This window comes from Rhizobium sp. GCM10022189 (assembly GCF_042656325.1).
Lineage (GTDB): Bacteria > Pseudomonadota > Alphaproteobacteria > Rhizobiales > Rhizobiaceae > Rhizobium.
This window is the reverse complement of sequence record NZ_JBHSOR010000051.1, coordinates 17,760-32,014: the sequence shown is the minus strand read 5'-3', so window position 1 is coordinate 32,014 and position 14,255 is coordinate 17,760. Positions and strand designations below refer to the sequence as shown.

The 14,255-nt window shown below is 61.2% G+C and carries 12 protein-coding genes; 7 read left to right on the top strand and 5 right to left on the bottom strand.

The genetic code is table 11. The features are described 5' to 3' along the window. The 5 genes from ACFPWW_RS25965 to ACFPWW_RS25945 all read right to left on the bottom strand — a co-directional run bounded on the left by ACFPWW_RS25965 (position 1) and on the right by ACFPWW_RS25945 (position 5,304). A complete protein-coding gene (locus ACFPWW_RS25965) occupies positions 1–1,275 on the bottom strand; it encodes a Gfo/Idh/MocA family protein (protein WP_112759064.1) in 1,275 nt (424 codons plus the stop codon). Positions 1,276–1,320: 45 nt separating this feature from the next. Then, complete coding sequence (locus ACFPWW_RS25960; RefSeq protein ID WP_112705626.1) at positions 1,321–2,151, bottom strand: sugar phosphate isomerase/epimerase family protein; 831 nt, start codon at positions 2,149–2,151, stop codon at positions 1,321–1,323. Between the two features lie 29 nt (positions 2,152–2,180). Then, the gene (locus ACFPWW_RS25955) at positions 2,181–3,344 is read right to left on the bottom strand and encodes a dihydrodipicolinate synthase family protein (RefSeq protein ID WP_377313889.1); all 1,164 of its coding nucleotides are present in this window, start codon (positions 3,342–3,344) and stop codon (positions 2,181–2,183) included. A 3-nt stretch (positions 3,345–3,347) separates the two neighbouring features. Then, on the bottom strand, positions 3,348–4,496 hold the full coding sequence (locus tag ACFPWW_RS25950; protein ID WP_112564837.1) for a Gfo/Idh/MocA family protein: 1,149 nt from the start codon (positions 4,494–4,496) through the stop codon (positions 3,348–3,350). A 133-nt stretch (positions 4,497–4,629) separates the two neighbouring features. Further along, positions 4,630–5,304 (bottom strand): TetR family transcriptional regulator, encoded by a 675-nt coding sequence (locus ACFPWW_RS25945; protein ID WP_112564839.1) that lies wholly within the window; start codon positions 5,302–5,304, stop codon positions 4,630–4,632. Between the two features lie 207 nt (positions 5,305–5,511). Here ACFPWW_RS25945 and ACFPWW_RS25940 point away from each other — a divergent pair, with 207 nt between their 5' ends. From ACFPWW_RS25940 to ACFPWW_RS25910, 7 genes are all read left to right on the top strand, one after another. After that, on the top strand, positions 5,512–6,798 hold the full coding sequence (locus tag ACFPWW_RS25940) for an ABC transporter substrate-binding protein (protein WP_112564841.1): 1,287 nt from the start codon (positions 5,512–5,514) through the stop codon (positions 6,796–6,798). Between the two features lie 6 nt (positions 6,799–6,804). Beyond that, the gene (locus ACFPWW_RS25935) at positions 6,805–7,764 is read left to right on the top strand and encodes a carbohydrate ABC transporter permease (protein WP_162703010.1); all 960 of its coding nucleotides are present in this window, start codon (positions 6,805–6,807) and stop codon (positions 7,762–7,764) included. Position 7,765: 1 nt separating this feature from the next. Next, entirely contained in the window at positions 7,766–8,644 is an 879-nt protein-coding gene (locus tag ACFPWW_RS25930) for a carbohydrate ABC transporter permease (protein WP_162719028.1), read from the top strand. A gap of 36 nt (positions 8,645–8,680) precedes the next feature. Then, entirely contained in the window at positions 8,681–9,754 is a 1,074-nt protein-coding gene (locus ACFPWW_RS25925) for a Gfo/Idh/MocA family protein (RefSeq protein WP_377313886.1), read from the top strand. 16 nt (positions 9,755–9,770) lie between these two features. Next, the gene (locus ACFPWW_RS25920) at positions 9,771–10,847 is read left to right on the top strand and encodes an ABC transporter ATP-binding protein (RefSeq protein WP_112756227.1); all 1,077 of its coding nucleotides are present in this window, start codon (positions 9,771–9,773) and stop codon (positions 10,845–10,847) included. 69 nt (positions 10,848–10,916) lie between these two features. After that, entirely contained in the window at positions 10,917–11,792 is an 876-nt protein-coding gene (locus ACFPWW_RS25915) for a phosphotransferase (RefSeq protein ID WP_112705632.1), read from the top strand. Beyond that, entirely contained in the window at positions 11,793–14,243 is a 2,451-nt protein-coding gene (locus tag ACFPWW_RS25910; RefSeq protein ID WP_377313884.1) for a GcvT family protein, read from the top strand. The last annotated feature ends 12 nt before the right edge of the window (positions 14,244–14,255 follow it).

Genomic DNA, 14,255 nt, shown 5'->3' with positions numbered 1-14,255 from the left:
TTACGACGCCTTCAGGGAATTCGGCGAACCGTCATTGGCAAGTTCCGGCATGAGGTCGGATATGCTGACGACCTTGCCGGTGCGCGAACTCGTCAGTGCCGCGATTCCGCAGAGCACGGACATGGCGCCGGCCCGGGTGCCGGCGCGCTGTGCGAGCCTGTCCTGCATGTCGGGCTTGAAGATCATGTTGCGCATCCTGTCGTCGCCGCCATAGTGGCCGCCGGAGGAGTGCGGCACCTTGATCCGCTCGACCGCCTCCTTGCCATGCGGGAAGCTGCGGATCAGCAGGATCGTATCTTCCCTCGGCTCCTCCCAAGGCTGCGCCTCATACTGGCGGATTTCGATGCGGCCCTTGGTGCCGTTGAAGGCAAGGTGATGTCCCTCGATCGGCTGGAACGTGTTCAGCGAATAGGAAACGTGCACATTGTTCCGGTAGCGGATGGAAACGACCATCGTATCGGGAATGTCGATATCCTCGCGGAAAACGCAGCCGTCGCGGAAATAGCCGTCGATCTTCGACGGATCCTCATAGAGCGTGTCGAGGAAAGGATCCTTCTCGAGATCCAGGTAGTAATCGCACTCCTGCGTATGCGGACAGAGCTTGCAGCGCGGGCCGCGGAACGGCCCCTTGCGGCCGTAGTTCTGCAGATCGGCAAAAGAGGTCACGGCGTCGGGATCGCTGTCGAGATACCAGTTCAGAAGGTCGAAATGGTGGGTTGCCTTATGAACGAACAGGCTGCCGGAATTTTCCGTATAGGCATGCCAGCGGCGGAAATAGTCCGCGCCGTGCTTGGTGTTGAGATACCAGTGAAAATCGACCGACGTGACGCGGCCGATCTCACCGGAATTCAGCAGTTCCTTGATCTTGGCCGCCGTCGGCGCGTAACGATAGTTGAAGGAAACGTCGACCCGGCGGCCGGTGCGCTTTTCCGCATCCAGAATCCGGCGAATCTTCTCGACCGAGGTCGTCATCGGTTTTTCGGTGATGACGTCGATGCCAGCTTCCAGCGCGCGCACCACGATATCGTCATGCGTATGGTCGGGCGTGCAGACGATCACCAGGTCCGGTTTCTGCTCCGAAAGCATCGAATCGATGTTTTCGTAGAGCGGCGCGTTGCTGCCGATCATGGTGCGGGCGCGCTCGCCGCGCAGCGAATTCTTCTCGACGATCGCGGTCAGGTCGACATGCTCGCGCCAGCCGGCCAAGAGATCCTTGCCCCACATCGTCGTGCCGCGGTTACCGGTGCCGATCAGGGCAAAACGGCGTTTCTCCATCGAATGATTCCTCCTTCATACGTGATGAAACGATTGGATTTTAAACTAGGCTTGGCAGCAGCTCCTGAAGCGCTCGACGCAGGTGGCGATCACCTCGTCGGCAGGACGCTTCCACCAGTTTTCGGCGGAGAAGATCTCAACCTCCTGGGCGCCGAAGAAGCCGGCGGCTTCCACCATCCGTCTTATGCCTTTGAGATCGATAACGCCATCGCCCATCATGCCGCGGTCCAGCAGCATGTCCTTGGTCGGGACCAGCCAGTCGCAGATATGGTGGGCAAAGATGCGTTTCATCCGCCCGGCCCGGGCAATCTGGTTGGCAAGATCGGGATCCCACCAGACGTGATAGACGTCCACGGCAACGCCGACGTCTTCGCCCAGCTGCTCGCACATGTCGAGCGCCTGGCCGAGCGTGTTCACGCAGGCGCGGTCGGCGGCATACATCGGATGCAACGGCTCGATTGCGAGTTTCACGCCCGCAGCCTGCGCATGCGGCAGCACGGCGGCGATACCGTCGAATACCATCTGGCGCGCTGCGACGATATCTTTCGAACTGCCCGGCAGGCCGCCGACGACGAGAACGAGGCAATCGGCTGAAAATGCCGCCGCTTCGTCGATGGCGCGTCTGTTGTCGTCGAGGTTCTTCTGCCAGTCCGCCGCGTTTGCCGCCGGAAAGAAACCGCCGCGGCAAAGGCCTGTGAGCTTGATGCCGTTCGACTTGACGATACGTACCGCCTCGTCGAGGCCGGCCTTGGCGACCTGATCGCGCCAGGGCGCAATCGAGGTGATGCCGTGTTTCAGGCAGATATCGACGGCTTCGGCAAAGTCGCATTGTTCGCGGATCGTCGCGAGATTGATCGAAAGTCCTTCGACCTGCATGTCATTCCCCTCCCATTGCCGGCCAGCGCTCAGTGAACGCCGTGGACGGCAAGCACCTGCTTCATGCGGGCAGTTGCCATTTCCGGATCGGCAAGGACGCGGGCCTTGTCGGCCAGGCGGAAAAGTTCCGCCAGATGTACGAGAGACCGCGTGCTCTGCTGGCCGCCGATCATCGTGAAATGATCCTGCAGGCCGTTGAGATAGGCGAGGAAAACGACGCCGGTCTTGTAGAAGCGGGTCGGCGCCTTGAAAATGTGGCGCGACAGGGGAACGGTCGGTTCGAGCAGGTCGAAGAATTCGCGATTGCTCTTGCGGCCGAGCGCATCGAGCGCCGCGGAGGCGGCCGGTGCGATCGCGTCGAAGATGCCGAGCAGCGCGTCCGAATGGCCCTGTTCGTCGCCGGCGATCAGTTCGGCATAGTTGAAGTCGTCGCCCGTATACATGCGCACGCTCTTCGGCAGCTGCCGGCGCATGGTCACTTCCTTCTCCTTGGAAAGAAGCGAGATCTTGATGCCGTCGACCTTCGCGGCATTGGATTCGATGACCTGAAGGCAGGTTTCCATTGCTTTCAGGTGGTCGCCATTGCCCCAATATCCCTGAAGGGCCGGGTCGAACATTTCGCCGAGCCAATGGATGATGACGGGTTCCCTGACCTGGCGAAGGATCCGGTCATAGACCCTGATATAGTCGTCCGGTCCCTTGGCGGCGGCAGCGAGCGCCCGGCTTGCCATCAAGATGATGCGGCCGCCCGCGGCTTCCACCGTCTCGATCTGCTCCTCATAGGCACGAATGATCGTGTCGATTGTCACGTCGGGTCCGGGCGCCAGATGGTCGGTGCCGGCGCCGCAGGCAATCAGCGCGTCCTTGCGGGAGCCGGCTTCGGCAAGCGCACGACGGATCAGCTCGCGTGCTTCCGGCCAGCCGAGACCCATGCCGCGCTGGGCCGTATCCATCGCCTCGGCAACGCCGAGGCCGAGATCCCACAGGCGATGGCGGAAGGCAAGCGTCCGCTCCCAGTCGATTGCCGGCGTCAGCCACGGATCGTTGTCGGCAAGCGGATCGGCCACCACATGGGCGGCAGCAAAGGCGATGCGCGGGAAGCTCTTGGCCTCCCGCTTCTTGAGCTCGATCGGCGTGCCGGTCAGCGCATAGGGAACGATTTTGCCGTCGAGAGGAAGATTGATCGTCGTCACGGCTCAGAACTCCAGGGCGGGGACATCGAGCCAGCGGCGCTCGGCCCAGGATTTCAGGCCGAGTTCGGCAAGCTGCACGCCCTTGGCTCCGGCTTCCAGCCCGTAGGGCCACGGAGCGTCTTCGACGACATGGCGGATGAACATTTCCCACTGCGCCTTGAAGCCGTTGTCGAAAACCTGCGTATCCGGCACCTCGTCCCAGGTCTTGTAGAAGTCGATGGTCTGCGGCTGGTCCGGGTTCCAGACCGGCTTCGGCGTGTTGACGCGATGCTGGCTCCAGCATTTCGTCAGGCCCGCAACGGCAGAGCCGTGCGTGCCGTCCACCTGGAAGGTCACAAGATCGTCGCGGCGCACGCGAACGGCCCAGGAGGAGTTGATCTGCGCGATCGCCCCGCCCTCCAGTTCGAAGGTCGCGTAGGCAGCGTCGTCGGTATCGCAGTTGTAGGGTTTGCCCTGTTCGTCGATACGGCTCGGAATATGGGTCGCACCAAGGCACGAAACGGCCTTCACCTCGCCGAAGAGATTGTCGAGCACATAGCGCCAGTGGCACAGCATATCGAGGATGATGCCGCCGCCATCGGCCTTTCTGTAGTTCCAGGAGGGGCGCTGGGCCGGAACGCCCCAATCGCCTTCGAAGACCCAGTAGCCGAATTCGCCGCGCACAGAGAGGATCTTGCCGAAGAAACCGGAATCGCGCAGCAGCGCCAGCTTGCGCAGGCCGGGCAGGAAGAGCTTGTCCTGCACCACGCCGTGCTTGAGGCCGGAGGCGCGCGCCTTGCGGGCAAGCTCGATCGCCACCTGCAGGTCGTCGGAAATCGGCTTTTCGCAATAGACATGCTTGCCGGCGTCCAGCGCCTTGGAGAGCAGTTCGGCGCGCATCAGCGTCGTGCCGGCATCGAAGAAGATCGTGTCGTCGGGATTGGCGAGCGCTGCGTCGAGATCGGTCGACCAGCGCTTGATATTATGCTTGCGGGCAAGCTCTTCCATCTTGGCGCCGTTGCGGCCGACGATGATGGGATCGATTTCGAGTTTCTCGCCTGATTTCAGCGTGATGCCGCCCTGGTCGCGAAAGGCGAGGATCGACCGGACGAGGTGCTGATTGTAGCCCATGCGGCCGGTGACGCCATGCAAAATGATCCCCAGACGTGCCATTTTTCCCTCCCTGGAAGCTTTTATGCGGCGGGAGCGGGCAGCCAGGCCCGGCCCTCCCGAGCCGGTAACTAAACAGTTACTTGATGGCAGAAGAGGAATATTGCTGTCAATAGACAATTCCGTTTTTTGAAAATCAGCGCTTTATCGAGGCGAGCGTGACGTGGACGATATGCCGCTCCCACGCATCCAGATTGCCGGGCGTGATCAGGTCGCGGCCGAAGATCGTCGAAAGCGTGTACTGGTTGGACAAATAGAAATAGCCGAGCGAGGCGATGGTCAGATAGACGTGCAGCGGATCGGCGGTCTCGATGAAGACACCGGCTTTCTTGCCTTCCTCCAGCACCTGCGAGAGTTCGCCGATCAGATGCGAGTGCAGCTCCTTGAGCCGCACGGACTGGCGCAGCCAGCGGGCGCGATGCAGGTTCTCCGTCCCGAGCAGGCTCAGGAATTCAGGATGCTGCAGGAAGTAGCGCCAGGTGAAGAGGGCAAGCTCGCCGATGCCCTCCTCGGGGCTGCGCGTGCCGATATTCAGCGCGCGTTCCGCCGTGCGGATGCTGACATAGGCCTCCTCCAGCACCCGCAGATAGAGCTGCTCCTTGTCGCCGAAATAGTGGTAGAGCATCCGCTTGTTGGTGCCGGCGCGCTCGGCAATAGCATCGACACGCGCCCCACCCATGCCGTTCTCCGCAAATTCCTGCGTGGCGGCTTCCAGGATGGCCGCGCGGGTGCGCTCCGGATCGCGTTGGGCGGTTCGCTCGGCGGGCGGGCGCTTGATTTTCTTTTTTGCGCTCTCCCCGGTGTCGTTCATCTGATATCCCCTATTTCCCCATGTTGCGCTCATATGGCTAAAGCGGGACAATGTAAAAACTCAAATTGGCCGACGCAACCGCGCCACCAACACCGCTTGACAGTCCGGAGGCTTTGAACATAACTTGTAACCAATTAGTTATTTGTTGCAAGATAGCTAATTCGGAAGCGTGTGGAGGCGCTTCCTTTTGGGAGGAGGAAAACCAATATGACTTTTCGTGTAAGCAGACGTAATTTCATGGCGGGGGGTGCTACGCTCCTTTCGCTGTCGGCGCTCGGAAACAGCGCTTTTGCCCAGGAAAACCGCCTGCGCCTCATCTGGTGGGGCTCTCAGCCGCGCGCTGACCGCACCAACAAGGTCTCCGACCTTTTCAAGGCGCAGCACAGCGGCGTTTCGATCACCGGCGAATTCCTCGGATGGGCCGATTACTGGCCGCGCCTTGCCACCCAGGTGGCCGGCCGCAACGCCCCCGACGTCATCCAGATGGACTATCGCTACATCGTCGAATATGCCCGGCGCGGCGCTCTCGCCCCGCTGGAATCCTACATGCCCTCGAAGCTGCAGCTCGACGATTTCGACCCGGCGCAGATCGAAGGCGGCAAGGTGGACGGCCATTTCTACGGCGTCAGCCTCGGCGCAAACTCGGCGGCGACGGTCATCAACACCGTCGCCTTCAAGGAGGCCGGCATCGACGTGCCGACCAACAAGACCACCTGGGAAGAGTTCGGCAAGATCGGCGCCGAAATCACCAAGGCCGGCAAACGCAAGGGCTATTTCGGCTTTGCCGACGGCAGCGGCGGCGAGCCGCTCTTCGAAAACTACCTGCGCCAGCGCGGCAAGGCGCTCTACACGGCAGATTCGAAAATTGCCTTCGGTGCCGAGGATGCGTCCGAATGGTTCGACATGTGGGCCAAGTTCCGTGAGGCCGGTGCCTGCGTAACGCCCGATATTCAGGCGCTCTACAAGGACACGATCGACACCAGCCCGCTGACCGTCGGCAAGGCTGCCTGCGACTATGCCCATTCCAACCAGTTCGTTGGTTATCAGGCGATGGTCAAGGACAAGCTGATGCTCAGCAACTACATGCGCATCAAGCCGGATTCGAAGGGTGGTCACTATCGCAAGCCTTCGATGTTCTTCTCGGTCTCCGCGCAGTCGAAGGCGATCGATCAGGCCGTCGACTACGTCAACTTCTTCGTCAAGAACCCCGATGCCGCCAAGATCCTCGATGTCGAGCGCGGCATTCCGGAATCGAAGGCGATGCGTGAGGTTGTCGCCGGCACGCTCGATGAGACCGGCAAGATCCCGCTCGAATATGTCGGCGGTCTTGGCGATCTCGCGGGCCCGCTTCCGCCCCCGCCGCCGACCGGCGCCGGCGAAGGCCAGGTCGTGCTGCGCACGATCTCCGAACAGGTCGCGTTCGGCCAGCTTACGCCTGCCGATGCCGGCAAGCAGCTCGTGGATGAAATCACGCGAATTCTCGCGCGGGGTTGATCTTATATGACAAATGCGATGCGCACGTCCGCAGGGACGGTAACGGTGGAAAGATATCAGGGAGCAAGGGCTGACGGACGCTTCCGGCGGCTGTGGAATGCCAATGCTCCCGGCTATCTCTTTCTGCTTCCCTGGCTGATAGGCTTCTTCGGCCTGACGCTCGGCCCGGCCCTGATTTCGCTCTACCTCTCCTTCACCGACTTCGACATGTTGCGGGCGCCGGGATGGGTTGGGGCAGCCAATTACGTGCGCATCGCCACGGCCGATCCGAAATTCGCCTCGGCCATGTCCGTCACGCTGACCTATGTCGTCCTGTCGGTGCCCTTCAAGCTGACTTTTGCGCTGCTCGTCGCGCTTGCCCTGAACCGGGGTCTGCGCGGCCTGCCGATCTACCGCGCGATCTTCTACCTTCCGTCGCTTCTCGGCGGCAGCGTCGCGATCGCCGTGCTGTGGCGCCAGCTTTTCGCCAGCGACGGCCTTGTCAATGCTGCGCTCGCGCATTTCGGCATCGTCGGTCCTAGCTGGATCTCGCATCCGAGCTACTCGATCTATACGTTGGTCGCACTGTCGGTCTGGCAGTTCGGTTCGCCGATGATCATCTTCCTGGCCGGATTGCGGCAGATCCCGCAGGATATGTATGAGGCGGCAAGCCTCGACGGCGCCTCGAAATTCCGCCAGTTTTACAAGATTACCCTGCCGCTTCTGACACCGGTGATCTTCTTTAACGCGGTCGTGCAGACGATCGATGCCTTCAAGGCCTTCACGCCGGCCTTCATCATTTCAGGCGGTACCGGCGGCCCGATCAATTCGACGCTGTTCTACACGCTCTATCTCTACCAGGAAGCTTTCGGCAATTTCCGCATGGGCTACGCTTCGGCGCTCGCCTGGATCCTCGTGGTGATCATCGCGATCTTCACTGCCTTCTCCTTCCTGACTTCGCGCTATTGGGTACATTACGATGACTGAGATGACCGCTTCCGTCACCGTGGCCAGGCCGCCATCGGACATTACCAAACGTAGCCTGCCGGCGACGCTCGTCATCCACGCGCTGCTGATCGCCGCCTCGCTTCTGATGCTCTATCCGCTGCTGTGGATGGTGTCCGCATCGGTCAGGCCGGAAAACGAGATCTTCTCGTCGACCTCGCTCATTCCGTCCTCGGTCGATTTCTCGTCCTATGTGCGCGGCTGGACCGGCCTCGACATTTCCTTCGGCCGGTTCTTCTGGAATTCGCTTGTCATCTCGCTTCTGGTCGTCGCCGGCAATGTCATCGCCTGTTCGCTGACGGCTTTCGCCTTCGCGCGGCTGCGTTTTGCCGGCCGGAACTTCTGGTTCGCGATCATGCTCGGCACGCTGATGATCCCCTATCACGTGACGCTGATCCCGCAGTATGTGCTTTTCCTCGACCTTGGCTGGGTCAATACCATCCTGCCGCTGGTCGTGCCGAAATTCCTGGCAAGCGACGCCTTTTTCATCTTCCTGATGGTGCAGTTCTTCCGCGGCATCCCGCGCGAACTCGACGAGGCGGCGATGATGGACGGCTGCAGCGCCTGGCGCATCTACTGGAAGATCATGCTGCCGCTGTCACTGCCGGTGCTGGCCACAGCCGCGATCTTCTCCTTCATCTGGACCTGGGACGATTTCTTCGGTCCGCTGATTTACCTCAACGACATGAACACCTACACGATCCAGCTCGGCCTTCGCACTTTCGTGGATTCCACCAGCGCTTCGGACTGGGGCGGACTGTTTGCCATGTCGACGCTGACGCTCGTGCCCGTGTTCTTCTTCTTCCTGTTCTTCCAGCGCCTGCTGATCGAAGGCATCGCCACGACCGGCATGAAGCGCTGATGGATCGGGTAAGAAAGCCAGACAGGATTAAATGACATGAGCATCAAGACAGTCGCGATCATCGGCTGCGGTATCGGCCGTTCCCACATCGTCGAAGGTTACCTGCCGCATCCGGACAAGTTCAAGGTCGTCGCCATCTGCGATCTGAACGAAGAACGCCTGAAGACGGTCGGAGACGAATTCGGCATCGAACGGCGCACGACCTCCTTCGATGAGCTGCTGGCGGATGGCAGTATCGACATCATCGATATCTGCACGCCGCCCGGCATCCACAAGCAACAGGTCATCGCAGCCCTTGCCGCCGGCAAGCACGTGGTCTGCGAGAAGCCGCTGACCGGCTCGCTTGCCGGTGCCGACGAGATCATCGCCGCCGAAAAGACGGCCAAAGGCACGCTGATGCCGATCTTCCAGTATCGCTACGGCGATGGCGTGGAAAAGGCCAAGCGCATCATCGACGCTGGTCTTGCCGGCAAGTTCTACATGGGCTCGGTCGAAACCTTCTGGCGCCGCAAGCCGGAATATTATGCCGTGCCCTGGCGCGGCAAATGGGCGACGGAGCTCGGCGGTGTGCTCGTCACCCACGCGCTGCACCTGCATGACATGCTCTTTTATCTCGCCGGTCCGGCGATCCGCGTCTTCGGCCGCGTGGCAACGCGCGTCAACGAGATCGAGGTCGAAGACTGCGCCTCCGTCAGCCTGCAGATGCAGAACGGCGCTTTCGTTTCGCTTTCCTGCACGCTCGGTTCGCAGAACGAGATCAGCCGGCTCAGGCTTCACTTCGAAAACATCACCTTTGAAAGCAACCATGAGGCCTATGCGCCCGGCCAGGACCCCTGGCAGATCATCGCCGCCGACGCCGAAGTACAGGCGAAGGTCGACGCCGTGATCGCCGACTGGCAGCCCGTGCCGCTGCGTTTCAACACGCAGATGCTGCGCTTCCACGACTACCTGATGGGCAAAGGCCCGCTTCCGGTGACGAGCGCCGATGCACGGCGCGCACTGGAACTGGTCACGGCCATCTATCAATCTTCCGATAGCGGCGCCGATGTCGCCCTGCCGATCGGTCCTGACAGCCCGAAATACGCCGACTGGCGTGCAAGAACCAAATAAGAGGGGATTTCGGAACATGGCAACGAGTGTCGTTCTTCAGAAGGTCGAGAAGCGCTATGGCTCGCTCGACGTCATCCACGGCATCGACCTGACGATCGATCCCGGTGAATTCGCCGTCTTCGTCGGCCCTTCGGGTTGCGGCAAGTCCACGCTGCTGCGCATGATCGCCGGCCTTGAGGAGATCTCCGGCGGAGCGCTGCTGCTCGACAACGAGCGCATGAACGAAGTAACGCCCGCCAAGCGCGGCATCGCCATGGTCTTCCAGTCCTACGCGCTTTATCCGCATATGTCTGTTTACAAGAACCTCGCCTTCGGCCTCGAGACCGCAGGCTACAAGAAGGCCGAGATCGAGCCCAAGGTACGCCGCGCCGCACAGATCCTGCAGATCGAGAAGCTGCTCGAACGCAAGCCGAAGGCACTGTCGGGCGGCCAGCGTCAACGCGTCGCGATCGGTCGCGCCATCGTGCGCGAACCGCGCATCTTCCTCTTCGACGAACCGCTGTCCAACCTCGATGCGGAACTGCGCGTGCAGATGCGTGTCGAGATTTCCCGCCTGCACCGCAGCCTCGGCAACACGATGATCTACGTCACCCACGATCAGGTGGAAGCCATGACCATGGCCGACAAGATCGTCGTGCTGAATTCCGGCCGTATCGAACAGGTCGGCGCCCCGCTCGATCTCTATAACAATCCCGCCAACCGTTTCGTTGCCGGTTTCATCGGCAGCCCGAAGATGAATTTCCTGAGCGCCAGGATCGAGACCGTCACCGACAACGGCTCGACCGTCAATGTCTGCGGCAATTCCATTCAGCTCGGTCGCCGGCTTGCCGGTCAGGCCGGACAGAACGTCACCTTCGGCATCCGCCCCGAACATCTGGCGCTGACGGAAGGCGGCACGGTTCTTTCGACCGTCAATGTCGATCTCGTCGAAAATCTCGGCGGCGCCACGATGCTTTACGCGACGACGCCGGACAATCAGGCGCTGACCATCGCCCTCGATGGCCAGCAGAAGGTCGAGCGCGGCACCAATGTGAAGGCCTCCTTCGATCCGGCGCGCTGCCACGTCTTCGATGAGACCGGAAAGACGATCTGAATTGACCGCAACTTGACAGTCGATCCCTCTCGAGCCCATCATTTGTCCTGGGCTACGAGGGGGATACGCGTGACGCCTGAAGAGAGGATTCATGCGCTAGGCATCTGGCAAGGCCCGATCGACATAGCCCCGATTGCCGGCGGCCTCACCAACAGAAATTACCTGGTGAAGGATGGCGCACTGAAGCGGGTCGTGCGTCTCGGCGACGATATTCCGATCCATCATATCAACAGGCAGAACGAGCTTGCGGCGAGCCGCGCCGCGCACGCGGCAGGCATCTCGCCCGCCGTTATCCATCACGTGCCGGGTGTGCTGGTGCTCGACTATATCGATGCCACGCCACTGTCGCCCGACGATGTCAGAAAGCCGGAAACGCTTGTCCGTCTGATCCCGTTGATCCGCACCTGCCATCACGACATGGCGCGCCAGTTCCGCGGTCAGGCAATCATCTTCTGGGTCTTTCATGTGATCCGCGATTATGTGGCGAACCTCAAGGCCGCAAACAGCCCCTACGCGCTGCGGCTGGACGATCTGCTGGACAAGGCCGAGCGTCTCGAAAGAGCCGCCGGTCCCTTCGAGATCGCCTTCGGTCACAATGACCTGCTCGCCGCCAATTTCCTCGATGACGGCAGGCGGCTCTGGCTGATCGATTGGGACTATGCCGGTTTCAATACGCCGCTTTTCGATCTCGGCGGTCTTGCCTCCAACAGTGAGTTTTCGGCGGAAGCCGAACGCCGCATGCTGGAAACCTATTTCGAGCGACCGCTGACGGATGATCTCAACCGCCGTTACCAGGCCATGAAATGCGCCTCGCTGCTGCGCGAGACGCTGTGGAGCATGATCTCCGAGATCCATTCGACCATCGATTTCGACTACGCCACCTATACCGCTGAAAACCTCACCCGCTTCGAGCGCGCCTACCGGGCATTTGAACAGGATCATTGAATGACGAAGCAACTACCGAAGACGGCGAAGGCCGTGGTCATCGGCGGCGGCATCATTGGCTGCTCGACCGCCTATCATCTGGCCAAGCTCGGCTGGACCGATACCGTGCTCTTGGAGCGCAAGAAGCTGACGTCGGGCACCACGTTCCACGCCGCCGGCCTTGTCGGCCAGTTGCGCACCAGCGCCAACATCACCCAGCTTCTGGGATATTCCGTCGATCTCTACAAGAAGCTCGAGGCCGAGACCGGCCTCGGTACCGGCTGGAAGATGAATGGCGGCTTGCGGCTTGCCTGTAATGAAGAGCGCTGGACCGAAGTCAAGCGTCAGGCGACGACGGCCCAGTCCTTCGGCCTCGAAATGCATCTCCTGAACCCGCAGGAAGCCTTCGATCTCTGGCCGCTGATGACGACGGACGATCTCGTCGGGGCTGCCTACCTGCCGACGGATGGACAGGCCAATCCCTCCGATATCACCCAGGCATTGGCAAAAGGCGCCCGCATGGCCGGTGTCTCGATCTTCGAGGATACGGAAGTTCTCGATCTCGAACTCGACAGAGGCAGGATCCGCGCCGTCCTCACCGCACAAGGCCGCATCGAATGCGAGCGCGTGGTGGTCTGCGCTGGCCAGTGGACCCGCAGCTTCGCAGCCCGCTTCGGCGTCAACGTGCCGCTCGTTTCGGTCGAACACCAGTATATCATCACCGAATCCTTTGGCGTGCCTTCCAATCTGCCCACGCTGCGCGATCCCGATCGCCTGACCTACTACAAGGAGGAGGTCGGCGGCATGGTCATGGGCGGCTATGAGCCGGATCCGATCGCCTGGGCTCTGGACGGCATACCCGAAGGTTTCCACTACACGCTGCTCGACAGCAATTTCGATCATTTCGAACAGATCATGGAACAGGCGCTCGGCCGCGTCCCGGCGCTTCAGAATGCCGGCATCAAGCAGCTTCTGAACGGCCCGGAAAGTTTTACCCCCGACGGCAACTTCATCCTTGGCGAGGCGCCGGAGCTGAAGAATTTCTTCGTCGGCGCCGGCTTCAACGCTTTCGGCATTGCCTCTGCCGGCGGGGCGGGCATGGCGCTTGCCGAATGGGTAACGAAGGGCGAACCACCCTACGATCTCTGGCCGGTCGATATCCGCCGCTTCGGCCGCCCGCATTTCGATCCGGACTGGGTCCGCACGAGAACGCTGGAGGCCTATGGCAAACACTACACGCTGGCCTTTCCCTTCGAGGAATATTCGAGCGGCCGGCCCTGCCGGAAGTCGCCGCTTTATGACCGGCTGAAGGCGCAGGGCGCCTGCTTCGGTGAAAAGCTCGGCTGGGAGCGGCCGAACTGGTTTGCCGATCTCTTCGCCAACGAAGAGCCGAAGGACATCTACACTTACGGTCGCCAGAACTGGTTTACTGCCGTCGGCCGCGAGCACAAGGCCGTGCGCGAGGCGGCCGTCATCTTTGACCAGACGTCTTTTGCCAAATTCGCACTGAAGGGCAGGGATGCCGAGGCCGCCCTCTCATGGATTGCCGCCAATGACGTCGCAAAGCCCGTGGGATCGCTGATCTACACGCAGATGCTGAACGACAAGGGCGGCATCGAATGTGATGTCACCTGTGCTCGTATCGCCGAGAACGAATATTACATCGTCACCGGCACCGGCTTTGCCACGCATGATTTCGACTGGATCTCGCGCAATATCCCCGATGGCCTCCATGCCGAACTGGTCGACGTCACCTCGGCCTACACGGTCCTGTCGCTGATGGGCCCGAATTCCCGCGCCATCCTGGAGAAAGTCACGACCGGCGACGTCTCCAACGCCGCCTTCCCCTTCGGCCGCGTCAAGACGATCGGCATTGCCGGCTGCCCTGTGCGGGCGCTGCGCATAACCTATGTCGGCGAGCTCGGCTACGAACTGCATGTGCCGATCGAATATGCAACGACTGTCTATGACGCGCTGATGGCGGCGGATGGGCAGTTCGGTCTCGTCAACGCCGGCTACCGCGCCATTGAAAGCTGCCGCCTGGAAAAAGGCTACCGTGCCTGGGGTTCCGATATCGGCCCCGACCACACGCCGGTGGAAGCCGGTCTCGGCTGGGCCGTGAAGACACGGAGGAACACGCCCTTCAAGGGCCGCGAGGCGATCGAACGCCAGCTCGAAGGCGGCGTGAAGAAGATGCTCGCCTGCTTCGTGCCGGATGATCCCGATATCGTGCTGCTCGGCCGCGAAACCATCTATCGTGACGGAGCGCGCGTCGGCTGGCTCTCAAGCGGTGGCTTTGGCTACACAATCGGCAAGCCGATCGGCTACGGGTATGTCCGCAACTCCAATGGCGTAACGGAGGATTTTGTCCTTTCCGGCACCTATGAGCTGGATGTCGCCCGCGAGCGCGTGCCCTGCAAGGTCAGCCTCAAGCCGCTCTATGATCCGGAGATGAAGCGTGTGAAAGCCTGAAGCTCCCCATCC